The following is a 26,300-nucleotide window of genomic DNA, read 5'->3' on the forward strand; positions in this document are numbered from 1 at the left end:
GTTCATACGCGCGCGGCGGTGACCGCGGCGGAGCCCCAGGTGGTGCGCCAGCGCTGCTTCACGCCCTGCAGGCCGAACCAGGCCACCACGCCGAGGCTGGCGAACAGCCAGAGGCCGAGCTGATAGTCGCCGGTGGCCTGCTTGATCGCGCCGAGTCCGGCGGTGAGGCAGAAGCCGCCGATGCCGCCGGCCATGCCGATCAGCCCGGTCATCACTCCGATGGTCTGGCGGAAACGCTGCGGCACGAGCTGGAACACCGCGCCGTTGCCCGCCCCCAGGCTGAGCATGGCGACCACGAACAGGGCGAGGGCGACGAAGGAGCTGGGCAGGTTGAAGCCGACGGCGGCGATGCATACCGACGCGACCGTGTACATCGCCAGCAGGCTGCGGATGCCGCCGATGCGGTCGGCCAGGGCGCCGCCGAGCGGGCGCATCAGGCTGCCGGCAAAGACGCAGGCGGCGGTGTAGTAGCCGGCCTTCACCGGGTCGAGGCCGTACTGGTCGTGGAAGTAGCCGGGCAGGGTACTGGCCAGCCCGAGGAAGCCGCCGAAGGTCACGCTGTAGAAGAACATGAACCACCAGCTGTCGAGATCGCCCAGCGCCTTCAGGTAGTCACGCAGCGACTTCGCCGGCGCGCGTTCGGGGGCATTGCGTGCGCAGAGGGCGAAGACCGCCAGGGCGAGCACCAGCGGAACCAGGGCGAAGCCGAACACGTTCTGCCAGCCGAATGCAGCTGCGATGGCCGGGGCGAACAGCGCGGCGAGCACGGTGCCGGAATTCCCCGCGCCGGCGATGCCCATGGCCTTGCCCTGGTGCTGCGGCGGATACCACTGCGACGCCAATGGCAGGGCGACGGCGAAGGAGGCGCCGGCCACGCCCAGCAGCACGCCGAGCAGGAGCGCCTGTTCGAGGCTGTGGATGCCCAGCTGCCAGGCGCCGAACAGGGAGGCGATGACGATCACCTGGCCGAGCAATCCGGCGCTTTTCGGCGACCAGCGGTCCGCCAGCAGCCCCATCAGGAAGCGCAGCACCGCTCCGGAAAGGATCGGAGTGGCGACCATCAGGGCGCGTTCCTGGGTGGTCAGTTGCAGGTCGGCGGCTATCTGCACGGCCAGCGGGCCGAGCACGTACCAGACCATGAAGCTCAGGTCGAAATAGAGGAAGGCGGCGAACAGAGTCGGCGTGTGGCCGGCTTTCCAGAAGCTTGTATTCATCGAACACCTCATCAGCAACGGTTGCATGCCCGCGTCGCTGCCCTCGCTGCATGCAGCGGGGCTGCGGGCTCCTGATTTCCCGCTGGACGGCTGCCAGGGCGCGTCCGGGCCCCAGCACCGGGGCCGAAACGAAAAGGCGCCGCTCCACTCCCGCCGGAACGGGGATGGAAGCGACGCCTTTGTCGTTGAGCTTGGGTAACCGCCGTTGATTACCACGCAGGGTGACCAGCAATTGCCGGGCCAGTTTCGCCGTTGCCGGTGATTCTGCGGGTTTCGCTAGGGATGAGGGATGCGGCCTGGGCCATTACGGGGCGCGGGGTGGCTCCGGCGCGCCCGCGTGGGGCATGGCTCAGGCCAGCCAGTTGGCCTGCGCAGGAATGGCCTTGCGGACTTCCTCGGGAATGGGCACGACTTTCCTTGCCCGGTAGTCGAAGAACACGAAACCGGTCTTGGCCATGGCGATGAGCTTGCCATCCTCGATGCGGGTGACGCGGAAGACGATGTCGCCGCCGTACTTGTTGAGATCCATCATGCCCATGTCGAAGCGCAGCTTGTCGCGGGCGAAGGCTTCGGCGCGGTAGGTGGTGGCCAGGTCGGTGGCTACGTAGCCGATGCCGTTGGCGTCGACGCCTTCGGTGATGTGGCACTCGTAGAGGAAGCGCGCCCGGGCTTCGGAAATCATCGAGATCATGGCGTCGTTGCCGAGATGGCCGCCGCCGTTGATGTCGGTGGTGCGGACGGTCAGCACGGTGTGATAGCAGTACAGATGTTCGGGAAATTCCAGGGTCAGGCGGGCCACGATGTTCCTCGGCGAGGGTGTCTGGGTGTGACCTGGATTCTAGTGGGTAATGGCGGGGGAGAGGATCATCCGAATGGACTGTATTTCGGATGGATGCTTTTTTAAGGATTATCCGAAGTATTTCCGGTGGGGTTCTTATATTGCATCTAGATGCAGGATAGATATTCGATCTTGCGGTTCGATGTAACTATCGGATAACCAGCATGCGGATCTTATATATGAGTGGGGTAGCCGGGCGTCCCTGCCCGGTCATTATTCAGCATGCGGCCAGTTGCGCGCCTGCCATCTGGTTTTCCGCTTTCTGGCTTGCCCACTTCACCAGCAGCGTCATCGTGACGAAGCCAAGGGCGATGATGAGCGGATAGGCGAACATGATCTCGCCGAGCGAATACTTCCAGTTCAGCGGGCGGGCGATGCCCAGCATGGCCGCGTAGAACCAGGACACTCCCGAAACCACGCCCGAGAATACCGTAAGGGTCCGGGTATTGACCTCCAGCTTCAGCAGCGAGCCGGCCTTGCTCATGGCGGGCATGACGAGGCTGTGCAGCAGGAAGCCGTTGATGGTCAGCAACACCACGATGAGGATCTTTGCCTGAAGCTTCGGGTTGAGGAAATATTCGGAACCCTTGACCAGATAATCCAGCGAGATGATGCCGATGCCGGTAGCCCAGAGCACCGCAAGGGCGAGCAATACCGTTTTCTTCAGGGAATCGAGATGGTTCTTGTCGTCATGGGAGTTGTTATCGCCACGGACAAGTTGCTTGATCATTGCCAGGTCGCTGGTCAGGACCAGGCCGATCGCCACGCAGCAGGCGATCAGGTGGGCATAAACGATGCCCATGCGAATCAGTTCCATGGTTGCTTCCTGCTTGAGCAGCGAAGTCATTAGGTGATGCAGCTCCATGGGGGTTACCTCTTGTTTTACAAATAAGTTGGTGTGCGATGCAGTGGGCACCAATTAATGTAATTTTTTCGCTTGATAGTTTTTCTAGTTCAGACTGGGTTCACGCTGCTTCATGTGAATCGTTCCTCATATGTTCAAACGCCAACCTCTTTTTTCAGGGAAAAAGAGGCCCCCGGTGCACATCAGGATGTGCAGCTCCAGATTTCGAATAGTTATGTGCGTGGCTGATCAGGGCTGGGTAGTGGGTAGATCAGCGCAGGCATCAATCTGAGTGCCGGCTGGCTGGATTGTTCAAAAATCGAGCAAAATGCCCGACGGACGGCAGCTCCGGCAGGGCAGCTCCAAGTCCATGAAAAACCAAGCAAACCTTGCCGGACGGCGGTTTCAGCCAGTTCGCCGGGAAGTTTCCTGGTTTCGCTGAAAATGGCGTCAATGGGCTGCCTGATCGGCGTCGTACGCCGACGAACGGTGTCTTCAGTTTCCGAGCATTTCGTGCATGGCGATGACCTGCTCGGCAACCTGGATGAGCTTCTGCTGCCGGCTCATCGCCTGGCGCCGCATCAGGGTGTAGGCGTTTTCTTCCGTGCAGCCTTTCATCTTCATGAGCAGGCCCTTGGCCAGTTCGATGCGCTTGCGCTCGGCGAGCTGCTGGTCGCGGGCATGCAGTTGCGCGCGCAGTGCCTGGTCGCTTTCGAAGCGGGCCATGGCGACCTCCAGGATGGGGCGCAGGCGGTCGGTCTGGATGCCTTCGACGATATAGGCGCTGACCCCGGAGCGGATGGCCTGGCGCATCACCTGCGGGTCGTGTTCGTCGGTGAACATGACGACCGGGCGGGGCTGGTCGCGGGAGACCAGGACGACCTGCTCCAGCACGTCGCGGCCGGGGGAATCGGTGTCGATGAGGATCACGTCCGGACGCAGCGCCTCGACCCGCTGCGGCAGGTCGGCGGTCAGCCCGGATTCGTCGACGACATCGAAACCGGCCTCCACCAGCGCGCTCTTCAGGCGGCCGACTTTCTTCGGGGTGTCGTTGATCAGCAGGATACGCAGCATGGGACGCCTCGCGTGGCGATTCAGAGGGCGGAGGGCAGGGCGTGCAGCGGGAAGCCGCGGGCGTAGCCGGCAGGGTCGCTGCCGTCCCAGATGCGCCCATCGATCAGCCTGGAGCTGCGTGATTCGCCGTCCGGCACGGGGATGCCCAGGGCGCCGGCCGCTTCGCGGTACAGCGCCAGCTGCTGCACCTGGCGGGCGACGCCCGGATAGTCCGGATCGTCGCGCAGCAGGCCCCAGCGGCGGAACTGGGTCATGAACCACATGCCGTCCGACAGCCAGGGCATGTTGGCCTGGCCGTCGGCGAAGAAGCGCAGCGGATGGGCGTCCTGCCAGGCGTGGCCGAGGCCGTCCTGGTAGCGGCCGAGCAGGCGTGGCTCGATGCTGGACAGCGGTGCGTCGACGTACTCGGCGCTGCTCAGCAGGCGCGCCACGCCGCGCTGGTTGTCCTCGCTGGCCTCGATGAAGCGGCTCGCTTCGAGGATGCTCATGACCAGCGCGCGGGCGGTGTTGGGGTATCGCTCGACGAAGGCGCGGGTGGTGCCGAGCACCTTCTCCGGATGGTCCGGCCAGATCGTCTGGCTGGTGGCCAGGGTGAAGCCCATGTCCTGCTCGATCGCCAGCGCGCCCCAGGGGCCGCCTGCGCAGAAACCGTCGATCCGCCCCGCGCGCAGGTGGGCGACCATCTGCGACGGCGGCACCACCAGGGTGTCGACGTCGCGCAGCGGGTGGATGCCGTGGCTGGCCAGCCAGTAGTAGAGCCAGAGCGCGTGGGTGCCGGTGGGGAAGGTGTGGGCGAAGGTCAGGCGTGCACCGTCATGGAGCACGTGGCGCTGCAATGCTTCGGCGCTGGTCACGCCGTCGCGCATCAGCGGGGCGGAGAGGTTGATCGCCTGGCCGTTCTGGCAGAGGCCCATGAGCACGGCCATGTCGGTGGCCGGTGCGCCGCCGATGCCCAGCTGGATGCCGTAGATCAGCCCGTAGAGGCCCTGTGCGGCGTCCAGCTCGCCGCTGAGCAGGCGATCGCGCAGATTGGCCCAGGACGCCTGCCGGCGCAGGTTGAGGGTCAGTCCGTAAGGCTGGGCGAAACCCTGGGTGGCGGCGACCACCAGGGATGCGCTGTCGGTCAGGGCCATGAAGCCCAGGTTCAGCGCGCTCTTCTCCGGAGCGTCGGAGCCGGCCACCCAGGCCAGGACGTCCGGACGATTGCTGGTGTTGTCGGTCATTGCCACCCTCTGAACGAAAAGGCGCCGCTTCACCCGCGATCGCTGCGGGCGGAGGCGACGCCGCTGTATGCCGCGGCCCTGCGTCGGGCTGCCTGTTGCCAGTGCAAAAGCAAGCGCTATGCCAGGCGGGGAGGGTAGTGCGGAAAAGAAGAAGCCCCGCACTATGGCGGGGCTTCTTCATTGCCGATGAGGCTTAGGCTTGAACGACCGGGATCTTGGCGTTCGCAGCGGCTTCCTTGTACTCGGCGATCTGGTCGAAGCTCAGGTAGCGATAGATGTCGGCAGACATGCTGTCGATGTTCTTCGCGTACTCCATGTACTCCTCGACGCTCGGCAGCTTGCCGAGGATCGAAGCGACCGCAGCCAGTTCGGCGGAGGCCAGGTACACGTTGGTCGAGTCGCCCAGACGGTTCGGGAAGTTACGGGTCGAGGTGGACACCACGGTGGCGCCGGTCTGGACGCGAGCCTGGTTACCCATGCACAGCGAGCAGCCCGGCATTTCCATGCGGGCGCCAGCGCGGCCGTAGATGCCGTAGTAGCCTTCCTCGGTCAGCTGGTGCTGGTCCATCTTGGTCGGCGGAGCCAGCCACAGACGGGTCGGGATACCGCCCTTGACCTTCTCCAGCAGCTTGCCGGCAGCGCGGAAGTGGCCGATGTTGGTCATGCACGAACCGATGAACACTTCGTCGATCTTGTCGCCGGCGACGGCGGACAGCGGACGGGCATCGTCCGGATCGTTCGGGGCGCAGAGGATCGGCTCGTTCACTTCGGCCAGATCGATCTCGATCACGGCGGCGTATTCGGCGTCCTTGTCCGCTTCCATCAGCTGCGGGTTGGCCAGCCATGCTTCCATGGCCTGGGCGCGACGCTCCAGGGTGCGGGCATCGCCGTAGCCTTCGCCGATCATCCAGCGCAGCAGGGTGATGTTGGACTTCAGGTACTCGGCGATGGCCTCTTCCGGCAGCTTGATGGTGCAGCCGGCGGCGGAACGCTCTGCGGAGGCGTCGGACAGCTCGAAGGCTTGCTCGACGGTCAGGCCGTTCAGGCCTTCGATCTCGAGGATGCGGCCGGAGAAGATGTTCTTCTTGCCCTTCTTCTCGACGGTCAGCAGGCCGGCCTTGATGGCGTAGTAGGGGATCGCATGGACCAGGTCACGCAGGGTGATGCCCGGCTGCATTTCGCCCTTGAAGCGCACCAGAACGGATTCCGGCATGTCCAGCGGCATTACGCCGGTGGCGGCAGCGAAGGCTACCAGGCCGGAACCGGCCGGGAAGGAGATGCCGATCGGGAAGCGGGTGTGCGAATCGCCGCCGGTGCCGACGGTGTCGGGCAGCAGCATGCGGTTCAGCCAGCTGTGGATGATGCCGTCGCCCGGACGCAGGGATACGCCACCGCGGGTCATCATGAAGTCAGGCAGGGTGTGGTGGGTGTTGACGTCGATCGGCTTCGGATAGGCCGCGGTGTGGCAGAAGGACTGCATCACCAGGTCGGCGGAGAAGCCCAGGCAGGCCAGGTCCTTCAGCTCGTCGCGAGTCATCGGGCCGGTGGTGTCCTGGGAGCCGACGGTGGTCATCTTCGGCTCGCAGTAGGTGCCCGGACGGATACCTTCGACGCCGCAGGCCTTGCCGACCATCTTCTGCGCCAGGCTGTAGCCCTTGCCGCTGTCGGCAGGCTGTTCCGGCTTGGCGAACAGGTCGGATGCGCCCAGACCCAGCTCGGTACGGGCCTTCTCGGTCAGGCCACGGCCGATGATCAGCGGGATACGGCCGCCAGCGCGGACTTCGTCGAGCAGCACCGGGGTCTTCAGTTCGAAGGTGGTGAGGACTTCGTCGGTGCCGTGCTTGCAGACCTTGCCAGCGTACGGGTAGACGTCGATGACGTCGCCCATGTTCATGTTGGCGACGTCGAACTCGATCGGCAGGGCGCCGGCGTCTTCCATGGTGTTGTAGAAGATCGGGGCGATCTTGTTGCCGAAGCAGAAGCCGCCTGCGCGCTTGTTCGGCACGTAGGGGATGTCGTCGCCGAAGAACCACAGCACCGAGTTGGTGGCGGACTTGCGGGAGGAGCCGGTACCGACCACGTCACCGACGTAGGCAACCGGGAAGCCCTTGGCGAGAACCGCTTCGATCTGCTTCAGCGGGCCCTTGACGCCCGGCTCGACCGGCTCGATGCCGTCGCGGGCCATCTTCAGCATGGCCAGCGCGTGCAGCGGGATGTCGGGACGCGACCAGGCATCCGGAGCCGGGGACAGGTCGTCGGTGTTGGTTTCGCCCGGGACCTTGAACACGGTCAGGGAGATCTTCTCGGCCAGGGCCGGCTTGGATTTGAACCACTCGCCGTCAGCCCAGGACTGCAGCACGGCCTGGGCCGCGGCATTGCCCTTCTTGGCGCGCTCGGCGACGTCGTGGAAGGCGTCGAACATCAGCAGGGTGTGCTTCAGCTGCTCGGCGGCGGCGTTGGCCAGCTCGGCGCTGTCCAGCAGTTCGACCAGGGTGGCGATGTTGTAGCCGCCCTGCATGGTGCCCAGCAGCTCGATGGCGCGGGCCTTGTCGATCAGCGGGGAAGTGGTTTCGCCCTTGGCGATGGCGGAGAGGAAGCCGGCCTTGACGTAGGCTGCTTCGTCCACGCCCGGCGGAACGCGATTGGTGATCAGGTCCAGAAGGAACTGCTCTTCGCCGGCCGGCGGGTTCTTCAGCAGTTCGACCAGGCCTGCGGTTTGCTCGGCGTTCAGCGGCTGGGGTACGACACCCAGGGCAGCACGCTCTTCTACGTGTTTGCGGTAGGCTTCAAGCACAGTATTTCCCTCATCAGTGGTCCCGGAGGACGCGTATCCAGGAGGTCTCACCGATCCATTCGTCAGGCATGGTGGACGGTAATCCACGGACCTACGACGGCACCGGCGGCCTCCAGACAGAAGCTGTTTTCAAAGTTTTACGCCGGAAGGCCAGGGACGAGAGTGGGTGGGCGCTCGAGGGAAGTGCCCACACCATGCGGCTGCCGGTATCTGTGCTCGTGACGCTTTGAAAACAGCTTCGAACGGACAATGGCGCCAAAAAGGCGGGCTGATTCTAAAGGAAATCCGCCCCGAAGGTAAGCCGATTCGCTTACTGCTAAAGGATGATCTTGCCTGGGCAAAGGGCTAAGATGCCATTTTTTCTTCCCTTGGTCGGCATGTCTTCACAGCGCATCAAAACCCCCTGCGTCGGGCTCTGTTCGACGGTCTACGGCGATCTCGTCTGTCGCGGCTGCAAGCGCTTCCATCACGAGGTGGTGAACTGGAACCTCTACAGCGACGAGGAAAAGCGCGCGGTCTGGAAGCGGCTCGAAGTGCTTCTGGTGCAGGTCATGATGGCCAAGCTCGAGGTCTTCGATCCCCGGCGCCTGCGCGCGCAGCTGGAGCAGCGGCAGATCCGCTTCGTGCCTGAGCAGTCGCCGTATTGCTGGGCCTACCAGCTCATCGCCCGCGGGGCGCGGATGATCAACCAGGTGGACGCCTACGGGCTGGCGCTGCTGCCGGAATTCCGCGAATGGACGTTGCCGGACCTGCGCGACGCCATCGATCGGGAATTCTTCCTGCTCTCAGAGGCCCATTACGAGCGCTACATCGCGCCGAAATTCCTGCGGGAGGGGCTGGACCTGCGCGTCTGACTCGCTGCAGAAACAGGAAAGGCCGCCTCGCTGGGCGGCCTTTCTGCTTTCTACGGCCTCATTCCTGGGTGATCAGCTCTTCCAGGTGCGCGCTGATCTCGTCCGGCTTGAGCACCAGCACGTCGCTTTCCAGGGTGTCCAGCACCACTTCCGCCGTGTTGCCGATCAGCGCGCCGGACAGGCCGGTACGCGCCACCGTGCCGATGACGGTGATGGCTGCGTTCAGGTCATGGGCGGCGCGAGGAATCAGCACATCGGCCGGACCTTCCTCGACGTGCAGATGTTCATTGTCGACCCCGTATTCCGCCTGGAAGGCCTTGCACGCCTCGCGATAGCGCGCCTCGATGGTTTCGCTCAGCTGGAAGGTGGGATCGGCTGCCGAAAGCATGGGCGACGGGTGCGCGGTGATGACGTGCAGGCTGCCGTGGGCCAGGCCGGCGATATCGTAGGCATGGCTGATGATGGTGGCGTGCAGCTTGCGATGTTCCGCATCGCTGTTGCCCACGTCGACGGCGGCGAGGATGTTCCGGCCCGCCCAGGGCGTCGGATTCTTCACCAGCAGTACCGGGCTGGGGCAGTAGCGCAGCAGCTTCCAGTCGTCCGGAGTGAGCAGGGCCTTCTTCAGCGGGTTGTCGGGGGTGTGCTGCTTGACCACCAGGCCGCAGCCTTCGGTCTGCTGCTCGGCGATGATGGTGCGGTGCAGGCTGTCTTTCCACGCCTGCCGGCTGGAGGCGCTGAAGCCTTCCTGGCGCAGGCTTTCGGTCAGGTCGCCGAGTCGGGCGGAGTGGTCGCCATGCCGGGTGCAGGCCAGCAGGTGCAGGTGGGACTGCGTGACATTGGCGATCAGCTTGGCGCGCTTCAATGCGATGCCTTCTGGCTGTTCGGGGTCCACAACTACGAGGATGCTACGGATGGCTTGCATGATCGTCTCCCTGAGTGCGCGTCGTTCATAACTCTAGTAGCGATCCGGCGAATATGACCTTGAGGCATATCAAGGGCGGAACTGGCTGCGGCCCGCCTCCTTCGTATAATGCTCCGCCTTGAGGGTAGCGGCCAGCGGCGCGGCTGTTGCCGAATATTATGAGTGGAGCGAGTCATGCTGTCTGAAATCAGGGATTTCCTCGGTTGCGCGACGCCTGCGGCGTGGGTGCAGGCCGCCTTGCAGGACCAGGAAGTCCTGTTGATCGATCACAAGAACAACGAGTTCAAGGCCGCCAGCACGGCGCTGGCGCTGATCGCCAAGTACAGCAACCACGAGGACCTGGTGAACTTCATGTCGCGCCTGGCGCGCGAGGAGTTGCGCCATCACGAGCAGGTGCTGGCGATCCTGAAGAAACGCCGGATTCCCCTGCGCACCGTTCATGCCGGACGCTATGCATCAGGTTTGCGCGCGCTGGCGCGCAATCACGAGCCGCACAAGCTGGTGGATACCCTGATCGTCGGCGCCTTCATCGAATGCCGCAGCTGCGAGCGTTTCGCGGCGCTGGTCGAGCATCTGGATGCCGATCTGGCCAAGTTCTATGGCTCGCTGCTGAAGTCCGAGGCGCGGCACTTCCAGGGCTATCTGAACCTTGCGCGGCGCTATGGTGACGAGGCCGATATCGAACGGCGAGTGGCGGAAATCCGCGCCGTGGAGGCGGAGCTGATTTCTACCCCGGACGCCGAGTTCCGTTTCCACAGCGGCGTTCCCCTGGTTGCCTGAGGCGGTCGCGCTCAGCGTTCCATGATCTGCTTGACCTGGCTCTGCGGGATGATCTGCTCGCGGCCCTCGTGATCCTCGAAACGGATCATGCCGCTGGACTTGTCCAGGCGCGGCTTGTTGTCGGTGGTGATGAGATTGCCGTCGACGGTGGAGATGATGTACTCCGATGAGCAGCCGGCAAGGCCGAGCAGGCAGGTTGCAAGCAGAATCCAGCGAGTCTTCATGGCTGGCCTCGCATGAGAGGTGGCGCTACCTGCAAGTATAGTTGCGCCACGTCTCCGGCCCCGTCCGCTCAGGAGTCGGAAAGCTCCAGTGGGAAGGGTGCCTGCCGCAGTTGGCCGTCCGCTCCCGCTTCCAGCGCCCAGCCCTGGCGATCCCAGTCGCCCAGGACGATGCGTTGCGCCGGCTGGCCATCCAGTTGCAGGTCATGCACCGCCGGTCGGTGGGTATGGCCGTGGATCAGGGTACGCACGCCATGCTGGCGCATCAGTCGCGGCACCTCTTCCGGAGTGACGTCGACGATTTCGCTGGCCTTCATGCGCGTCTGTGCGCGGCTTTCCTTGCGCAACTTGCGCGCCAGCTTGTGACGGGTGGAAAGCGGCAGGTTGCGCAGGATGAACAGCGAAAGCGGATTCCGCAGCCAGCGGCGCAGGCGCATGTAGGCCTCGTCGCGGGTGCACAGGCTGTCGCCGTGCATCAGCAGCACGGGCTCTCCATCCAGGTGGATCACGCTGGGATCGGGGAGGAGGGTGCAGCCGGCTTCCCGGCAGAACGCCCTGCCGATCAGGAAATCGCGGTTGCCGTGCATCAGGAAGATGCGCGTGCCGCTGTCGGCCAGTTCGCGCAGGGCCCGGGCGATGGAGCGCTGGAAATCGTCCATGCCATCGTCGCCGATCCAGGCTTCGAAGAAGTCGCCGAGGATGTACAGGGCTTCGGCTTGTCGGGCACGGGTGCGGAGGAAATGCAGAAACGCCCGGACAATGTCCGGGCGTTCCGCTTCGAGATGCAGATCGGAGATGAACAGGACGCTCATCGCCTCATTCGCCGACGATCTCGGCTTTCTCGATGATCACGTCGTCGGCCGGCACGTCCTGGTGGCCGGAGCGCATGGTGGTGGCCACGCCCTTGATCTTGTTGACCACGTCCATGCCGTCGGTCACCTGGCCGAACACGCAGTAACCCCAGCCCTGCACGGTCGGCGCGCTGTGGTTGAGGAAGTCGTTGTCGGCGACGTTGATGAAGAACTGCGCGCTGGCGGAGTGCGGCTCCATGGTGCGGGCCATGGCGATGGTGCCGATCTTGTTGGCAACGCCGTTGTTGGCCTCGTTCTTGATCGGAGCGCGAGTGGCCTTCTGCTTCATGCCCGGCTCGAAGCCGCCGCCCTGGATCATGAAGTTGTTGATCACCCGGTGGAAGATGGTGTTGTCGTAGTGACCGCTCTTCACGTACTCCCGGAAGTTGGCCGCGGTTTCCGGGGCCTTGTCTTCGAAGAGTTCCAGGGTGATGACGCCGTAGTTGGTATGCAGCTTGATCATGAGGGGGTTCCGCTCGTTGGGGAAATCGAAAGCCTGTCAGGGGCTTGACAGCTTCGGGTATCATAAGCGCTTTGGTTTGGCCGGCCTACCCTGGCCGCGCATCAGCTAGATCAAGGACCCCATGAGCAAGCCTACCGTCGATCCCAAAGAAGGCACCGTAGCCGCCAACTTCCTGCGCCCCATCGTCCAGGCCGACCTGGACAGCGGCAAGCACACGAAGATCGTCACCCGTTTCCCGCCGGAGCCCAACGGCTACCTGCATATCGGTCACGCCAAGTCGATCTGCCTGAATTTCGGCCTGGCCAGGGAATTCGGCGGCGATTGCCACCTGCGCTTCGACGACACCAACCCGGCGAAGGAAGACCAGGAATACATCGACGCCATCGAGAGCGACGTGCGCTGGCTCGGCTTCCAGTGGGCGGGCGAGGTGCGCTACGCCTCCGACTATTTCGACCAGTTGCATGAATGGGCCGTCCACCTGATCAAGGCCGGCAAGGCCTATGTCTGCGACCTTTCGCCGGAAGAAGCGCGCGCCTATCGCGGCAGCCTGACCGAGCCCGGCCGCAACAGCCCGTTCCGCGACCGTTCCGTCGAGGAGAACCTCGACCTGTTCGCGCGCATGAAGGCCGGCGAGTTCCCGGACGGCGCCCGTGCGCTGCGGGCGAAGATCGACATGACCTCGCCGAACATGAACCTGCGCGATCCGATCCTCTACCGCATTCGCCATGCCAATCATCACCAGACCGGTGACAAGTGGTGCATCTACCCGAGCTACGACTTCACCCACGGTCAGTCGGACGCCATCGAGGGCATCACCCATTCGATCTGCACCCTGGAGTTCGAGGATCACCGTCCGCTCTACGAATGGTTCCTGGAGAACCTGCCGGTGCCGGCGCAGCCGCGCCAGTACGAGTTTTCGCGCCTGAACCTGAACTACACCATCACCAGCAAGCGCAAGCTCAAGCAACTGGTGGACGAAGGTCATGTGTCCGGCTGGGACGATCCGCGCATGTCGACCCTCTCCGGCTATCGCCGTCGCGGCTACACCCCGGAATCGATCCGCAATTTCTGCGAGATGGTCGGCGTCAACCGCGCCAGCGGCGTGGTCGACATCGGCATGCTGGAGTTCAGCATCCGCGACCATCTGGATGCCACCGCGCCGCGCGCCATGTGCGTCCTGCGTCCGCTGAAGGTGGTCATCACCAACTATCCGGAAGGCCAGGTGGAAAACCTCGAGCTGCCGCGCCATCCGAAGGAAGACATGGGCGTGCGCGTGCTGCCGTTCGCCCGCGAGATCTACATCGATCGCGACGACTTCATGGAAGAGCCGCCGAAGGGCTACAAGCGCCTGGAGCCGAACGGCGAGGTGCGCCTGCGCGGCAGCTACGTGATCCGCGCCGACGAGGCGATCAAGGATGCCGACGGCAACATCGTCGAGCTGCGCTGCTCCTACGATCCGAACACCCTCGGCAAGAACCCGGAAGGCCGCAAGGTCAAGGGCGTGATCCACTGGGTGCCGGCCGAAGGCAGCGTCGAGTGCGAAGTGCGCCTGTACGACCGTCTGTTCCGCTCGGCGAACCCGGAGAAGGCGGAAGAGGGCGGCAGTTTCCTCGACAACATCAACCCGGATTCGCTGCAGGTGCTCAGCGGTTGCCGCGCCGAGCCGTCGCTTGGTCAGGCTGCGCCGGAGGATCGCTTCCAGTTCGAGCGCGAGGGTTACTTCTGCGCCGACCTGAAGGATTCCCGACCGGGCAGGCCCGTGTTCAACCGTACCGTCACCCTGCGTGACTCCTGGGGTCAATGACCGTGCTGCAGATCTACAACACGCTGAGCAAGACCAAGGAAGACTTCAAGCCGCTGGTCGGCAACCAGGTGCGCATGTACGTCTGCGGCATGACCGTCTATGACTTCTGCCATATCGGCCATGCGCGGGTGATGGTGGCGTTCGACGTGATCGCCCGCTGGCTGCGCCAGCGCGGCTACGACCTGACCTACGTGCGCAACATCACCGACATCGACGACAAGATCATCCGCCGCGCCAACGAGAACGGCGAGCCGTTCGAGGCGCTGGTCGAGCGCATGATCGCTGCGATGCATGAGGACGAGGCGCGCCTGAGCGTGCTGCGTCCGGATGCCGAGCCACGCGCCACCGGCCACATCGCCGGCATGCACGAGATGATCCAGACCCTGATCGACAAGGGCTTCGCCTATGCCCCGGGCAATGGCGACGTCTACTACCGGGTCGGCAGGTTCGTCGGCTACGGCAAGCTGTCGCGCAAGAAGATCGAGGACCTGCGCATCGGTGCGCGCATCGAGGTCGACGAGTCCAAGGAAGACCCGCTGGACTTCGTGCTCTGGAAGGGCGCCAAGCCGGGCGAGCCGAGCTGGGAGTCGCCGTGGGGACCGGGGCGTCCGGGTTGGCACATCGAGTGCTCGGTGATGTCCACCTGCTGCCTGGGCGAGACCTTCGATATTCACGGTGGAGGTCCGGACCTGGTGTTCCCGCACCACGAGAACGAGATCGCCCAGAGCGAGGCGGCCACCGGCAAGCTCTACGCCAAGGCCTGGATGCATGCCGGGGCCGTGCGCGTGGATGGCGAGAAGATGTCCAAGTCCCTGGGCAACTTCTTCACCATCCGCGAGGTGCTGGAGAAATATCATCCGGAAGTGGTGCGTTACCTGCTGGTTTCCAGCCACTACCGCAGCCCGATCAACTATTCCGAAGACAGCCTGAAGGAAGCCAAGGGCGCGCTGGAGCGTTTCTATCACGCGCTCCGGGGCCTGCCGTCCGTCGCTCCGGCGGGTGGCGAAGCCTTCGTCGAACGCTTCGGCGCGGCCATGGACGATGACTTCAATACGCCGGAAGCGGTGGCCGTGCTGTTCGAGTTGGCTCGCGAGGTCAACCGTCTGCGCGACAGCGATGCGCAGGCGGCGGCCGGGCTGGCGGCGCGCCTGAAGGAGCTGGGCGCTCTGCTGGGTGTGCTGCAGCTGGAGCCGGATGCCTTCCTGCGGGCTGGCGCCGAGGGCAAGATCGACGCGGCCGAGGTCGAGGCGCTGATCCAGGCGCGTCTGGAGGCGCGTGCGGCGAAGAACTGGGCGGAGTCCGACCGGATTCGCGACCAGTTGTCCGCCATGGGCGTGGTCCTGGAAGACGGCAAGGGCGGCACTACCTGGCGCCTGGCCGAATAATCCGGTTGCGCATATGAAAAAGGCCGCTGATGCGGCCTTTTTCGTTCCTGTCCGTTCAGTTGTGCAACTGTTCGGCGGCGTACAGGGTGTTTTCCAGCAGGCAGGCGCGGGTCATCGGGCCGACACCGCCCGGTACCGGGGTGATCCAGCTGGCACGCTGTGCCGCGACGTCGTATTCCACGTCGCCCACCAGTCGGCCGTCGGCCTGGCGGTTGATGCCGACGTCGATGACGATGGCGCCTTCCTTGATCCATTCGCCCTTGACCAGGCCCGGCTTGCCGGCGGCGACCACCACCAGGTCGGCCTGGCGCACGTGCTCGGCCAGGTCGCGGGTGAAGCGGTGGGTCACGGTGACGGTGCAGCCGGCCAGCAGTAGCTCCAGCGCCATGGGGCGGCCGACGATGTTGGAGGCGCCTACAACTACCGCGTTCATACCGTACAGATCGGCGCCGGTGCTGCCGAGCAGGGTCATGATGCCTTTCGGGGTGCACGGGCGCAGCAGCGGGATGCGCTGGGCCAGGCGGCCGACGTTATAGGGATGGAAGCCGTCCACGTCCTTGTCCGGGTGGATGCGTTCGAGCAGCTGCGAGGCATCCAGGTGCTCCGGCAGCGGCAACTGGACGAGGATGCCGTCGATGGCCGGGTCGGCATTGAGGCGGTCGATCAGGGCGAGCAGGTCGGCCTGGGTGGTGTCCGCCGGGAGATCGTAGGCCTGGGACAGGAAGCCGACCTCTTCGCAATCCTTGCGCTTGTGCGCGACATAGACCTGAGAGGCGGGATCGCTGCCAACCAGAATCACGGCCAGGCCGGGAATGCGCAGTCCCTGCTGGCGCCGCTCGGTGACGCGTTGGGCTATCTGCTGGCGGAGGCTGGCGGCGATCGCTTTGCCGTCGATCAGTTGTGCAGTCATGCGGAGGGTTAACCATCGAGTCGGGTGAAAAATGGACGCGCATTTTCGCACGCCGTCCCCTGAAGGCAAAGGCACGGTATCCCCGATTTGTCGTAACTCCTTTATCTCAATGAAATTTTTTTAAAAAAAGCGTTGACGGGTATCGGCCTCATCGATAACATGCGCCCCGCTTGTCGAGCACAGCCTGAAGCAAGATCAGAAGGCGATGCGAACCGGTTCGGTGGTTTTAAGCTGAACTGCTTAGCAAAGGGTTGCAGCCACTAAAGCGCCCGTAGCTCAGCTGGATAGAGCATCCGCCTTCTAAGCGGATGGTCGCAGGTTCGAGTCCTGCCGGGCGCGCCAGATGGCGTTCGGTACAAGCATGTAATATGGTGGGCGTAGCTCAGTTGGTAGAGCACAGGATTGTGGCTCCTGGTGTCGTGGGTTCGATTCCCATCGTCCACCCCATATTCCGAAGCGCCAGGCCCAGAGCCTGGCGTTTTCGTTTCTGCGATTCCCTGCGGACGTGGTGAAATTGGTAGACACGCCGGATTTAGGTTCCGGTGGCGCAAGCTGTGAGAGTTCGAGTCTCTCCGTCCGCACCATTCTTTCTCCGATCATCCTGTATCCGTGAGTTTTCGCGCGCTCCGCTAGGGTGACTTCTGCATTTCTACCTAATAGAATGCTTGCCCTTGATTCTGGGGCCGGAGCGACCGGCTTACGTCTGTGCCACGAGGAATATCCATGCAAGTTTCTGTTGAAAGCACCTCCGCTCTTGAGCGCCGCATGACCGTTGGCGTGCCGGCCGAGCGCATCGAGACCGAAGTCAACAAGCGTCTGCAGCAGACCGCTCGTCGTGCCAAGGTTCCTGGCTTCCGTCCCGGCAAGGTGCCGATGAGCGTGATTCGTCAGCGCTACGAAGCATCCGCTCGTCAGGAAGCGCTGGGTGACCTGATCCAGGAAACTTTCTATGAGGCCGTAGTCGAGCAGAAGCTGAATCCGGCTGGCGCGCCGTCCGTGGAGCCGAAAATCTTCGAGAAAGAGAAGGGCCTGGAGTACGTCGCTACCTTCGAAGTCTTCCCCGAGTTCGAAGTTGCCGGTTTCGAAGGTGTCAATGTAGAGCGCCTGCAGGCCGAAGTAGGCGATGCCGATGTCGACAACATGCTGGAAATCCTGCGCAAGCAGAACACCCGTTTCGAGGCTGTCGAGCGTGCCGCGCAGAACGACGACCAGGTGAACATCGATTTCGTCGGCAAGATCGACGGCGAAGCCTTCGCTGGCGGTTCCGCCAAGGGCACCCTGCTGGTGCTGGGCTCCGGTCGCATGATCCCGGGCTTCGAGGAAGGCCTGGTTGGCGCCAAGGCAGGCGAAGAGCGCGTGCTCAACGTGACCTTCCCGGATGACTACCAGAATCTCGACCTGGCCGGTAAGGCTGCCGAGTTCACCGTCACCGTGAACAGCGTCAACGAGCCCAAGCTGCCGGAACTGAACGAAGAGTTCTTCTCCCTGTTCGGCATCAAGGAAAGCACCCTGGAAGGCTTCCGCGCCGAAGTTCGCAAGAACATGGAGCGTGAGCTGCGTCAGGCGATCAAGTCCAAGGTGAAGAACCAGGTGATGGAAGGTCTGGTTTCCACCAATCCGATCGAAGTGCCGAAGGCCCTGATCGGCAACGAAGTGAACCGTCTGCGCGTACAGGCCGTTCAGCAGTTCGGTGGCAACATCAAGCCCGAGCAACTGCCGGCAGAGCTGTTCGAAGAGCAGGCCAAGCGCCGCGTAGTGCTGGGTCTGATCGTCGCCGAGCTGGTCAAGCAGCACGAGCTGAAAGCCGACGAGGCGCGTGTTCGCGAGCTGGTCGAGGAAATGGCTTCCGCTTACCAGGAACCCGAGCAAGTTGTTGCCTGGTATTACAAAAATGACCAGCAACTGAACGAAGTTCGCTCGGTTGTACTGGAAGAACAAGTCGTGGATACTGTCCTGCAGAAGGCCAACGTGACCGATAAGCAGGTATCTTACGAAGACGCGGTCAAGCCTGCCGAAGCTCCGCAAGCGGCCTGATTCTTCTCTTCGTTCGATCCGTCATGAGCCAGCCTTCGGGCTGGCTTATGCGTCTTTGAGACATGACTATCCATAGGGAGTGATCGTCGGACATGCCCCAGATTCCTTTCATGCCGCAAGTTCCAGATGTTCAGGCTACCGGCCTGGTGCCGATCGTGGTGGAGCAGTCCGCCCGTGGCGAGCGTTCCTACGATATCTATTCCCGTCTCCTCAAGGAGCGGGTGATCTTCCTGGTCGGCCAGGTCGAGGACTACATGGCCAACCTGGTGGTTGCCCAGCTGCTGTTCCTCGAAGCGGAAAACCCGGACAAGGACATCCACCTGTACATCAACTCCCCGGGTGGCTCGGTCACTGCCGGCATGGCCATCTATGACACCATGCAGTTCATCAAGCCGGACGTATCGACCATCTGCATGGGGCAGGCCTGCAGCATGGGCGCCCTCCTGCTGGCCGGTGGCGCTGCGAAGAAGCGTTACTGCCTGCCGCATTCGCGCATGATGATCCACCAGCCGCTGGGCGGCTTCCAGGGCCAGGCCTCGGATATCGAGATCCACGCCAAGGAAATCCTCTTCATCAAGGAACGTCTGAACCAGGTTCTGGCGCACCATACCGGCCAGCCGCTGGATGTGATTGCCCGCGATACCGATCGCGACCGCTTCATGAGCGGCGACGAGGCCGTCAAATACGGCCTGATCGATCAGGTTCTGACCCAGCGTCAACAGGTGAGCTGAGCCTCGCCGCCTCACCGCGGCCGGCTGTCCGGCCGCTCTGCGGGCTTGAAAATGCCCGCATTTGCCTTCATCTTGTGTTGCAAGCCTACCCCCGATTGGAACGATCGAATGACTGATACCCGCAACGGCGAGGACAACGGCAAACTGCTGTATTGCTCCTTCTGCGGCAAGAGCCAGCACGAAGTGCGCAAATTGATTGCCGGCCCCTCGGTCTTTATCTGCGACGAGTGCGTCGACCTGTGCAATGACATCATCCGCGAGGAGGTGCAGGAGGCACAGGCGGAAAGCAGTGCGCACAAGTTGCCGGCGCCGAAAGAGATCCGCGCCATTCTCGATCAGTACGTGATCGGCCAGGAGCGTGCGAAGAAGGTTCTGGCAGTAGCGGTATACAACCACTACAAGCGCCTGAATCAGCGCGAGCGCAAGGACGATGTCGAGCTGGGCAAGAGCAACATCCTGCTGATCGGGCCGACCGGCTCGGGCAAGACCCTGCTGGCCGAAACCCTCGCGCGTCTGCTCAACGTCCCCTTCACCATCGCCGACGCCACCACGCTGACCGAGGCGGGCTATGTAGGTGAGGATGTCGAGAACATCATCCAGAAGCTGCTGCAGAAGTGCGATTACGATGTGGAAAAGGCCCAGATGGGCATCGTCTACATTGACGAAATCGACAAGATTTCCCGCAAATCCGACAATCCTTCGATCACTCGCGATGTATCCGGCGAGGGTGTTCAGCAGGCCCTGCTGAAGCTGATCGAGGGTACCGTGGCTTCGGTTCCGCCGCAGGGTGGCCGCAAGCATCCGCAGCAGGAATTCCTGCAGGTCGACACGCGCAACATCCTGTTCATCTGCGGTGGCGCCTTCGCCGGTCTGGAGAAGGTCATCCAGAACCGTTCGACCAAGGGCGGCATCGGCTTCAACGCCGAAGTGCGCAGCCCGGACATGGGCAAGAAGGTCGGCGAAGCGCTGCGCGAAGTGGAGCCGGAGGATCTGGTCAAGTTTGGTCTGATTCCGGAATTCGTCGGTCGTCTGCCGATCATCGCGACGCTCGACGAACTGGACGAGGCCGCCCTCATGCAGATCCTCACCGAGCCGAAGAACGCGCTCACCAAACAGTACGCCAAGCTCTTCGAGATGGAAGGCGTGGACCTGGAATTCCGCCCTGACGCCCTCAAGGCGGTCGCCCGCAAGGCTCTGGAGCGCAAGACCGGCGCCCGCGGCCTGCGTTCCATCCTGGAAGGCATGCTGCTCGACACCATGTACGAGATTCCGTCTCAGACGGATGTCAGCAAGGTCGTCATCGACGAAAGCGTCATCGATGGCTCGTCCCAGCCGCTGCTCATCTACGAGAACACAGAGCAGCCCGCCAAGGCCGCGCCTGAGGCGTGATGCAAGAAGGGCCCCTCGGGGCCCTTTTTCTTTCCCTATCTACCGCGCTTGTATTTTCCCTGGCCTAACCCCATCTTAGGCCCAAGGGTTTTCCCACTCGTTTTTGGCCAAGTGCCGCTGTAGAGCCGAATATCATGAAAACACTCGTCGAGTTGCCCCTGCTGCCCCTGCGTGACGTAGTGGTCTATCCGCACATGGTCATTCCGCTGTTCGTTGGACGGGAGAAGTCCATCGAAGCCCTGGAAGCCGCCATGACCAGCGACAAGCAGATCCTGCTGCTGGCGCAAAGGAACCCCGCCGATGACGATCCGGGGGAAGATGGCCTTTATCGCATGGGGACCGTGGCCACCGTGCTGCAGCTGCTGAAACTGCCGGACGGCACCGTCAAGGTGCTGGTCGAAGGCGAGCAGCGGGGCCAGGTGGAGCGTTTCCTGATCAAGGACGCCCATTGCCGCGCCGAAGTGGCCATCATCGATGAGGCTCCGGTCGGCGAGCGCGAGTCGGAAGTGTTCATCCGCAGCCTGCTGAGCCAGTTCGAACAGTACGTCCAGTTGGGCAAGAAAGTGCCTGCCGAGGTGCTTTCCTCGCTGAACAGCATCGATGAGCCCGGCCGCCTGGTAGACACCATGGCGGCCCACATGGCGCTGAAGATCGAGCAGAAGCAGGAAATCCTCGAGATCACCGAGCTGTCCGCTCGGGTCGAGCACGTCCTGGCGATGCTGGATGCCGAAATCGATCTGCTCCAGGTCGAAAAACGCATTCGTGGCCGCGTCAAGAAGCAGATGGAGCGCAGCCAGCGCGAGTACTACCTCAACGAGCAGATGAAGGCGATCCAGAAGGAACTGGGCGACATCGACGAAGGGCACAGCGAAGTCGACGATCTGAAACGCAAGATCGACGAGGCGGGCCTGAGCAAGGAGGCCCATGCCAAGGCGAATGCCGAGCTGAACAAGCTGAAGCAGATGTCGCCGATGTCGGCCGAGGCCACGGTGGTGCGTTCCTACATCGACTGGCTGGTCAATGTGCCGTGGAAGGCCGAGAGCAAGGTTCGCCTCGATCTGTCGCGCGCCGAAGAGATTCTCGATGCCGATCACTACGGTCTGGAAGAGGTCAAGGAACGGATCCTCGAATACCTCGCCGTGCAGAAGCGCGTGAAGAAGATCAAGGGCCCGGTGCTCTGCCTGGTCGGCCCGCCCGGCGTCGGCAAGACCTCGCTGGCCGAATCCATCGCCCGTGCGACCAATCGCAAGTTCGTGCGCATGGCCCTGGGCGGCGTGCGTGACGAGGCCGAGATTCGCGGTCACCGCCGCACCTACATCGGTTCGATGCCCGGTCGCCTGATCCAGAAGATGACCAAGGTCGGCGTGCGCAACCCGCTGTTCCTGCTCGACGAAATCGACAAGATGGGCAGCGACATGCGCGGCGACCCGGCCTCGGCGTTGCTTGAGGTGCTGGACCCGGAGCAGAACCACAACTTCAACGATCACTACCTGGAAGTCGACTACGACCTGTCCGACGTGATGTTCCTCTGCACCGCCAACTCCATGAACATCCCGGCGCCGCTGCTGGACCGCATGGAGGTCATTCGCCTGCCGGGCTATACCGAGGACGAGAAGGTCAACATCGCCTCGAAATACCTGGTGCCGAAGCAGACCGAGGTCAACGGCCTGAAGAAGGGCGAGCTGGCGTTCGAGGAAGCGGCGATCCGCGACATCATTCGCTATTACACCCGTGAAGCCGGTGTGCGTAGCCTCGAACGGCAGATCGCCAAGGTGTGCCGCAAGGCGGTGAAGGAGGGGGGCAAGGCCAGGCGCATCGAAGCCGTGGTGACTCCGGAGAATCTGGAGAATTACCTGGGGGTGCGCAAGTTCCGCTACGGCCTGGCCGAGCAGCAGGACCAGGTGGGGCAGGTCACCGGCCTGGCCTGGACCCAGGTGGGTGGCGAGCTGCTGACCATCGAGTCGGCCATCGTTCCCGGCAAGGGGCAACTGACCAAGACCGGCTCGCTGGGCGATGTCATGGCCGAATCCATCACCGCGGCGCTGACCGTGGTGCGCAGTCGGGCGAAGAGCCTCGGCATTCCTGCGGATTTCCATGAGAAGCAGGACATCCACATCCACGTTCCGGAAGGGGCCACGCCCAAGGATGGCCCGAGCGCGGGCATCGGCATGTGCACCGCGCTGGTTTCCGCGATCACCCAGATTCCGGTTCGCGCTGACGTGGCCATGACTGGCGAGATCACACTTCGTGGCCAAGTGCTAGCTATCGGTGGTTTGAAAGAGAAACTTTTGGCCGCGCACCGGGGTGGAATCAAAACTGTGATCATTCCTGAAGAAAATGTTCGGGATTTGAGGGAAATTCCGGACAATATTAAGGCTGATCTTGTTATTAAGCCGGTTAAATGGATTGACGAAGTCCTCCAAATTGCGCTGCAATACGCCCCGGAGCCCTTGTCCGATGCGGCTCCCGAGATGGTTGCAAAGGATGATAAGCGTGAGTCTGATTCCAAGGAGCGAATCAGCACGCATTAGCCGGGGGCTTTCTTGACACTGTTTTTGGGCCCTTGTTATAAAGCGGCACTTGCTTTGTCGGTTGGCAATCCAGCACCCGTTTTGCTTTTCTCTTACACGTAGAAACATACTCAACAGAAATAAGGGGACTTAGAGTGAACAAGTCGGAACTGATCGATGCAATTGCCGCATCTGCTGATATCCCGAAAGCTGTTGCCGGTCGCGCACTGGACGCAGTGATCGAGTCCGTAACTGGCGCCCTGAAGGCTGGTGACTCCGTCGTGCTGGTCGGCTTCGGTACTTTCGCAGTCAAAGAGCGTGCCGCCCGCACCGGTCGCAACCCGCAAACCGGCAAGCCGATCAAGATCGCTGCCGCCAAGATCCCGGGCTTCAAGGCCGGTAAAGCCCTCAAGGATGCTGTAAACTAAGCGTCTTTTTGTGCTTGACCCGAACCGGTCCGAAATCAGGGCTGGTCGCGGAGCGGTGATTCGAAGGTCCATGAACTGCCGAATCACCGAGGGTCACGGGTAGATATCCCGATGCTCCGCCAGTTACGAGAAGGCGCATCCATGGATGCGCCTTTCTTATGTCCGCATCTTTTACCACGCCGCGTCGTTAGCGACGGCAGGCCGTGGCCGCTTTTGGGGGCCGCATGCTGCAGAACATCAGGGACAATTCTCAAGGCTGGATCGCCAAGACCATCATCGGTGTCATCGTCGTGCTGATGGCGCTGACAGGCTTCGATGCAATCATTCGTGCCACCGACCACGAGAATGTCGCAGCCAAGGTAGATGGCGAGGAGATCAGCAGCGCTGAATTGCAGCAGGCAGTCGACATGCAGCGCCGGCAGCTCATGCAGCGCCTGGGCAAGGATTTCGACGCCTCCATGCTGGATGAGAAGCTGCTGAAGGACGCTGCCCTGAAGGGGCTGGTCGACCGCAAGCTGCTCCTGCTCGCTGCGAAGGACGACAAGTTCGCCTTCTCCCAGCAGGCGCTCGACCAGGTGATCCTGGAAACGCCGGAATTCCAGGTTGAAGGCAAGTTCAACGCCGATCGCTTCGATCAGGTCATTCGCCAGATGGGCTACAGCCGTCTGCAGTTCCGCCAGATGCTCGAGCAGGAAATGCTGATCGGCCAGCTGCGCGCCGGCATCGCTGGCAGCGGCTTCGTCACCGATTCCGAGCTGCAGGCCTTCGCGCGTCTGGAGAAACAGACCCGTGATTTCGCCACCCTGACCTTCAAGGCCGATCCGGGCAAGAGCAAGGTCGAGGACGCCGACATCAAGGCCTACTACGATGCGCACAAGGCCGAGTTCATGAGCCCGGACCAGGTCGTCATCGAATACGTCGAGCTGAAGAAGTCCGCCTATTTCGACCAGGTGGAAGCCAAGCAGGAAGACCTCGACGCGCTCTATCAGAAAGAGATCGCCAACATCTCCGAACAGCGGGATGCCGCGCATATCCTCATCGAAGTCAACGACAAGCAGAACGAGGAGCAGGCCAAGGCCAAGGTCGACGAGATCAAGGCGCGCCTGGCCAAGGGCGAGGACTTCGCCAAGCTGGCCAAGGAAGTCTCCAACGACATCGGCTCCGCTGCCAATGGCGGTGAGCTCGGCTACGCCGGCCGTGGCGTTTACGATCCCGCGTTCGAGGATGCGCTGTTCAAGCTGAAGAAGGACGAGGTTTCGGAGCCGGTACGCACCGCGTATGGATGGCACCTGATCAAGCTGCTCGGTGTCCAGGCTCCGGAAGTGCCGAGCTTCGAAAGTCTGAAGCCCAAGCTGGAGCAGGAGGTGAAGAGCCAACTGGTCGAGCAGCGCTTCGTCGATGCCACCAAGCAGCTGGAGAGCGCAGCCTACGAGGCCGCGGACCTGACCCAGCCGGCCCAGGACATGGGCCTCAAGGTGCAGACCAGCGCGCCGTTCGGACGCGAGGGTGGCGACGGCGTGGCGGCCAACCGCCAGGTGGTGCAGGCGGCGTTCAGCCCCGAAGTGCTGGACGAGGGCGCGAACAGCGGCGCGATCGAGCTCGACCCGAACACCGTTCTGGTCCTGCGCGTGAAGGAGCACCGCAAGCCGGCACAGCAGTCGCTGGAAGAGGTCAGCGCTTCGATTCGCCAGCGCCTGCAGCACGAGCATGCGGCCGCCGAGGCCAAGTCCCGCGGCGAAGCGCTGCTGGCCGATCTGCGCAGCGGCAAGACTCCGGTCGGGCAGGCTGCGGAAGGCCAGACCTGGAAGGTGGTCGAGGCTGCTTCCCGCAGCCAGGAAGGCGTCGATCCGCAACTGCTGCAGCAGGTGTTCCGCATGAGCCGTCCGAGCGCTGCCGACAAGCCAGTGTTCTCCGGCGTCGGCATGGGCAATGGCGACTACGTGCTGGTGCGCCTGAATGGGGTGAGCGAGCCTGATGACGCGCTGTCCGATGAGGACAAGGCCATGTACCGGCGCTTCCTGGCGTCGCGTCGCGGCCAGGAAGACTTCTCCGCCTTCCGCCGCCAGATCGAGGGGCAGGCGAAGGTCGAGAAGTACTGACCAGGAAAAAGGGCCGCAGAGATTGCGGCCCTTTCTCTTTATGGCTGTCCATTCGCCCGCTTCGCGAGAATGGATTCCAGGTACGAAAAAGGCCGCATTGCGCGGCCTTTTTCGTTCAGTGGAGAGGAGCTTATTCCTCGTCCATCTGCCCCATCGCGGTGGTGTTGAAGCCGCCGTCGACGTAGAGGATCTCGCCGCTGATGCCGCTGGCCAGGTCCGAGCAGAGGAAGGCGGCGGCGTTGCCGACTTCGTCGATGGTCACGTTGCGGCGCAGGGGAGTCTGGCGCTCGTTGGCGGCCAGCATCTTGCGGAAGCTCTTGATGCCGGAAGCGGCCAGGGTGCGGATCGGGCCGGCGGAAACGGCGTTGACGCGGGTGCCTTCCGGGCCGAGGCTGCCGGCCAGGTAGCGTACGCCGGCTTCCAGGCTGGCCTTGGCCATGCCCATCACGTTGTAGTTCGGCATGGTGCGCTCGGCGCCCAGGTAGGACAGGGTGAGCAGGCTGCCGTTGCGGCCCTTCATCATCTCGCGGCCGGCCTTGGCCAGGGCGACGAAGCTGTAGGCGCTGATGTCGTGGGCGATCTTGAAGCCTTCGCGGGTGGTGACTTCGGTGAAGTCGCCGTCGAGCTGGTCGCCCGGAGCGAAGCCTACCGAGTGGACGATGATGTCCAGGCCATCCCACTTCTTGCCCAACTCGCGGAATACCGCTTCGATATCCTCGTCCTTGGCCACGTCGCAGGGGAAGCACAGGTCGGCGCTGGAGCCCCAGCCGGCGGCGAATTCTTCCACGCGGCCTTTCAGCTTGTCGTTCTGGTAGGTGAAGGCGAGCTCTGCGCCCTCGCGGTGCATCGCCGCGGCGATGCCGGAGGCGATGGACAGTTTGCTGGCGACGCCAACGATCAGTACGCGTTTACCGGCGAGAAAACCCATGTTC

At 63.0% G+C, this 26,300-nt stretch carries 22 protein-coding genes and 3 tRNA genes; 13 read left to right on the forward strand and 12 right to left on the reverse strand.

Annotation, left to right across the window (positions count from 1 at the left end):
* Positions 1 to 2: 2 nt before the first annotated feature.
* The 6 genes from BLR75_RS01080 to acnB form a co-directional block, all read right to left on the reverse strand.
* On the reverse strand, positions 3 to 1,214 hold the full coding sequence (locus BLR75_RS01080) for a nitrate/nitrite transporter (protein WP_084310425.1): 1,212 nt from the start codon (positions 1,212 to 1,214) through the stop codon (positions 3 to 5).
* A 349-nt stretch (positions 1,215 to 1,563) separates the two neighbouring features.
* A complete protein-coding gene (locus BLR75_RS01085) occupies positions 1,564 to 2,013 on the reverse strand; it encodes a thioesterase family protein (RefSeq protein WP_084310424.1) in 450 nt (149 codons plus the stop codon).
* A 256-nt stretch (positions 2,014 to 2,269) separates the two neighbouring features.
* Complete coding sequence (locus BLR75_RS01090) at positions 2,270 to 2,869, reverse strand: hypothetical protein (protein WP_371858106.1); 600 nt, start codon at positions 2,867 to 2,869, stop codon at positions 2,270 to 2,272.
* A gap of 522 nt (positions 2,870 to 3,391) precedes the next feature.
* Positions 3,392 to 3,970 (reverse strand): ANTAR domain-containing response regulator, encoded by a 579-nt coding sequence (locus BLR75_RS01095; protein ID WP_084310422.1) that lies wholly within the window; start codon positions 3,968 to 3,970, stop codon positions 3,392 to 3,394.
* 20 nt (positions 3,971 to 3,990) lie between these two features.
* Positions 3,991 to 5,193, reverse strand: coding sequence for a CmpA/NrtA family ABC transporter substrate-binding protein (locus tag BLR75_RS01100; protein ID WP_084310421.1), 1,203 nt, complete (start codon positions 5,191 to 5,193; stop codon positions 3,991 to 3,993).
* A 193-nt stretch (positions 5,194 to 5,386) separates the two neighbouring features.
* Entirely contained in the window at positions 5,387 to 7,987 is a 2,601-nt protein-coding gene (gene acnB, locus BLR75_RS01105; protein WP_084310420.1) for a bifunctional aconitate hydratase 2/2-methylisocitrate dehydratase, read from the reverse strand.
* Positions 7,988 to 8,364: 377 nt separating this feature from the next.
* Here acnB and BLR75_RS01115 point away from each other — a divergent pair, with 377 nt between their 5' ends.
* Positions 8,365 to 8,841, forward strand: coding sequence for a DUF1289 domain-containing protein (locus BLR75_RS01115; protein WP_084310419.1), 477 nt, complete (start codon positions 8,365 to 8,367; stop codon positions 8,839 to 8,841).
* Between the two features lie 58 nt (positions 8,842 to 8,899).
* On the opposite strand, the gene BLR75_RS01120 is transcribed toward BLR75_RS01115, so the two are convergent.
* Positions 8,900 to 9,763 carry a universal stress protein gene (locus BLR75_RS01120; protein ID WP_084310418.1) on the reverse strand — a complete coding sequence of 288 codons (864 nt, stop codon included), beginning with the start codon at positions 9,761 to 9,763 and terminating at the stop codon, positions 8,900 to 8,902.
* Between the two features lie 174 nt (positions 9,764 to 9,937).
* Here BLR75_RS01120 and BLR75_RS01125 point away from each other — a divergent pair, with 174 nt between their 5' ends.
* Positions 9,938 to 10,543 (forward strand): MiaE family protein, encoded by a 606-nt coding sequence (locus BLR75_RS01125; RefSeq protein ID WP_084310417.1) that lies wholly within the window; start codon positions 9,938 to 9,940, stop codon positions 10,541 to 10,543.
* Between the two features lie 11 nt (positions 10,544 to 10,554).
* On the opposite strand, the gene BLR75_RS01130 is transcribed toward BLR75_RS01125, so the two are convergent.
* The 3 genes from BLR75_RS01130 to BLR75_RS01140 all read right to left on the reverse strand — a co-directional run bounded on the left by BLR75_RS01130 (position 10,555) and on the right by BLR75_RS01140 (position 12,078).
* Positions 10,555 to 10,767, reverse strand: a complete 213-nt coding sequence (locus tag BLR75_RS01130; RefSeq protein WP_084310416.1) for a YgdI/YgdR family lipoprotein — start codon at positions 10,765 to 10,767, stop codon at positions 10,555 to 10,557.
* 68 nt (positions 10,768 to 10,835) lie between these two features.
* Positions 10,836 to 11,576: a UDP-2,3-diacylglucosamine diphosphatase gene (gene lpxH, locus BLR75_RS01135; protein WP_084310415.1), complete on the reverse strand. Its 741-nt coding sequence runs from the start codon at positions 11,574 to 11,576 to the stop codon at positions 10,836 to 10,838.
* A 4-nt stretch (positions 11,577 to 11,580) separates the two neighbouring features.
* Entirely contained in the window at positions 11,581 to 12,078 is a 498-nt protein-coding gene (locus tag BLR75_RS01140) for a peptidylprolyl isomerase (RefSeq protein WP_084310414.1), read from the reverse strand.
* Between the two features lie 121 nt (positions 12,079 to 12,199).
* On the opposite strand from BLR75_RS01140, the gene BLR75_RS01145 reads away from it, so the two are divergent.
* Together BLR75_RS01145 and cysS are read left to right on the forward strand one after the other, a co-directional pair.
* Positions 12,200 to 13,882 (forward strand): glutamine--tRNA ligase/YqeY domain fusion protein, encoded by a 1,683-nt coding sequence (locus tag BLR75_RS01145; RefSeq protein ID WP_084310413.1) that lies wholly within the window; start codon positions 12,200 to 12,202, stop codon positions 13,880 to 13,882.
* A gap of 2 nt (positions 13,883 to 13,884) precedes the next feature.
* The gene (gene cysS / locus BLR75_RS01150; RefSeq protein ID WP_174688559.1) at positions 13,885 to 15,267 is read left to right on the forward strand and encodes a cysteine--tRNA ligase; all 1,383 of its coding nucleotides are present in this window, start codon (positions 13,885 to 13,887) and stop codon (positions 15,265 to 15,267) included.
* A 55-nt stretch (positions 15,268 to 15,322) separates the two neighbouring features.
* On the opposite strand, the gene folD is transcribed toward cysS, so the two are convergent.
* Positions 15,323 to 16,177, reverse strand: coding sequence for a bifunctional methylenetetrahydrofolate dehydrogenase/methenyltetrahydrofolate cyclohydrolase FolD (folD, locus tag BLR75_RS01155; protein ID WP_084310411.1), 855 nt, complete (start codon positions 16,175 to 16,177; stop codon positions 15,323 to 15,325).
* Between the two features lie 265 nt (positions 16,178 to 16,442).
* Here folD and BLR75_RS01160 point away from each other — a divergent pair.
* The 9 genes from BLR75_RS01160 (at position 16,443) to BLR75_RS01200 (ending at position 25,368) form a co-directional block, all read left to right on the forward strand.
* Positions 16,443 to 16,519, forward strand: a tRNA-Arg gene (locus tag BLR75_RS01160).
* Between the two features lie 29 nt (positions 16,520 to 16,548).
* Positions 16,549 to 16,624 (forward strand) — tRNA-His (locus tag BLR75_RS01165).
* Between the two features lie 52 nt (positions 16,625 to 16,676).
* Positions 16,677 to 16,761 (forward strand) — tRNA-Leu (locus BLR75_RS01170).
* Positions 16,762 to 16,900: 139 nt separating this feature from the next.
* Entirely contained in the window at positions 16,901 to 18,211 is a 1,311-nt protein-coding gene (gene tig / locus BLR75_RS01175) for a trigger factor (RefSeq protein WP_084310410.1), read from the forward strand.
* A 92-nt stretch (positions 18,212 to 18,303) separates the two neighbouring features.
* Positions 18,304 to 18,942: an ATP-dependent Clp endopeptidase proteolytic subunit ClpP gene (clpP, locus tag BLR75_RS01180; protein WP_084310409.1), complete on the forward strand. Its 639-nt coding sequence runs from the start codon at positions 18,304 to 18,306 to the stop codon at positions 18,940 to 18,942.
* Positions 18,943 to 19,050: 108 nt separating this feature from the next.
* Positions 19,051 to 20,331 (forward strand): ATP-dependent Clp protease ATP-binding subunit ClpX, encoded by a 1,281-nt coding sequence (gene clpX, locus BLR75_RS01185; protein ID WP_084310408.1) that lies wholly within the window; start codon positions 19,051 to 19,053, stop codon positions 20,329 to 20,331.
* Positions 20,332 to 20,465: 134 nt separating this feature from the next.
* Positions 20,466 to 22,862, forward strand: a complete 2,397-nt coding sequence (gene lon, locus BLR75_RS01190; protein ID WP_084310407.1) for an endopeptidase La — start codon at positions 20,466 to 20,468, stop codon at positions 22,860 to 22,862.
* A 134-nt stretch (positions 22,863 to 22,996) separates the two neighbouring features.
* On the forward strand, positions 22,997 to 23,269 hold the full coding sequence (gene hupB, locus BLR75_RS01195; RefSeq protein ID WP_003087931.1) for a nucleoid-associated protein HU-beta: 273 nt from the start codon (positions 22,997 to 22,999) through the stop codon (positions 23,267 to 23,269).
* 224 nt (positions 23,270 to 23,493) lie between these two features.
* Positions 23,494 to 25,368, forward strand: a complete 1,875-nt coding sequence (locus tag BLR75_RS01200) for a SurA N-terminal domain-containing protein (protein ID WP_084310406.1) — start codon at positions 23,494 to 23,496, stop codon at positions 25,366 to 25,368.
* A gap of 130 nt (positions 25,369 to 25,498) precedes the next feature.
* Here BLR75_RS01200 and fabI read toward each other — a convergent pair whose 3' ends face one another.
* Positions 25,499 to 26,296 (reverse strand): enoyl-ACP reductase FabI, encoded by a 798-nt coding sequence (gene fabI / locus BLR75_RS01205; RefSeq protein WP_084310405.1) that lies wholly within the window; start codon positions 26,294 to 26,296, stop codon positions 25,499 to 25,501.
* Between the last annotated feature and the right edge of the window lie 4 nt (positions 26,297 to 26,300).

Source organism: Pseudomonas jinjuensis, from assembly GCF_900103845.1.
In the GTDB taxonomy this organism is placed as follows: Bacteria; Pseudomonadota; Gammaproteobacteria; order Pseudomonadales; family Pseudomonadaceae; genus Pseudomonas; species Pseudomonas jinjuensis.

Excerpts from the sequence above, each read along its gene's own strand:
- BLR75_RS01080 (WP_084310425.1), bottom strand. The coding sequence starts at position 1,214 with ATGAATACAAGCTTCTGGAAAGCCGGCCACACGCCGACTCTGTTCGCC.
- BLR75_RS01090 (WP_371858106.1), bottom strand. The coding sequence starts at position 2,869 with ATGGAACTGATTCGCATGGGCATCGTTTATGCCCACCTGATCGCCTGC.
- BLR75_RS01095 (WP_084310422.1), bottom strand. The coding sequence starts at position 3,970 with ATGCTGCGTATCCTGCTGATCAACGACACCCCGAAGAAAGTCGGCCGC.
- BLR75_RS01100 (WP_084310421.1), bottom strand. The coding sequence starts at position 5,193 with ATGACCGACAACACCAGCAATCGTCCGGACGTCCTGGCCTGGGTGGCC.
- BLR75_RS01115 (WP_084310419.1), top strand. The coding sequence starts at position 8,365 with ATGTCTTCACAGCGCATCAAAACCCCCTGCGTCGGGCTCTGTTCGACG.
- BLR75_RS01120 (WP_084310418.1), bottom strand. The coding sequence starts at position 9,763 with ATGCAAGCCATCCGTAGCATCCTCGTAGTTGTGGACCCCGAACAGCCA.
- BLR75_RS01125 (WP_084310417.1), top strand. The coding sequence starts at position 9,938 with ATGCTGTCTGAAATCAGGGATTTCCTCGGTTGCGCGACGCCTGCGGCG.
- BLR75_RS01130 (WP_084310416.1), bottom strand. The coding sequence starts at position 10,767 with ATGAAGACTCGCTGGATTCTGCTTGCAACCTGCCTGCTCGGCCTTGCC.
- lpxH (WP_084310415.1), bottom strand. The coding sequence starts at position 11,576 with ATGAGCGTCCTGTTCATCTCCGATCTGCATCTCGAAGCGGAACGCCCG.
- BLR75_RS01140 (WP_084310414.1), bottom strand. The coding sequence starts at position 12,078 with ATGATCAAGCTGCATACCAACTACGGCGTCATCACCCTGGAACTCTTC.
- BLR75_RS01145 (WP_084310413.1), top strand. The coding sequence starts at position 12,200 with ATGAGCAAGCCTACCGTCGATCCCAAAGAAGGCACCGTAGCCGCCAAC.
- folD (WP_084310411.1), bottom strand. The coding sequence starts at position 16,177 with ATGACTGCACAACTGATCGACGGCAAAGCGATCGCCGCCAGCCTCCGC.
- tig (WP_084310410.1), top strand. The coding sequence starts at position 16,901 with ATGCAAGTTTCTGTTGAAAGCACCTCCGCTCTTGAGCGCCGCATGACC.
- clpP (WP_084310409.1), top strand. The coding sequence starts at position 18,304 with ATGCCCCAGATTCCTTTCATGCCGCAAGTTCCAGATGTTCAGGCTACC.
- clpX (WP_084310408.1), top strand. The coding sequence starts at position 19,051 with ATGACTGATACCCGCAACGGCGAGGACAACGGCAAACTGCTGTATTGC.
- lon (WP_084310407.1), top strand. The coding sequence starts at position 20,466 with ATGAAAACACTCGTCGAGTTGCCCCTGCTGCCCCTGCGTGACGTAGTG.
- BLR75_RS01200 (WP_084310406.1), top strand. The coding sequence starts at position 23,494 with ATGCTGCAGAACATCAGGGACAATTCTCAAGGCTGGATCGCCAAGACC.
- fabI (WP_084310405.1), bottom strand. The coding sequence starts at position 26,296 with ATGGGTTTTCTCGCCGGTAAACGCGTACTGATCGTTGGCGTCGCCAGC.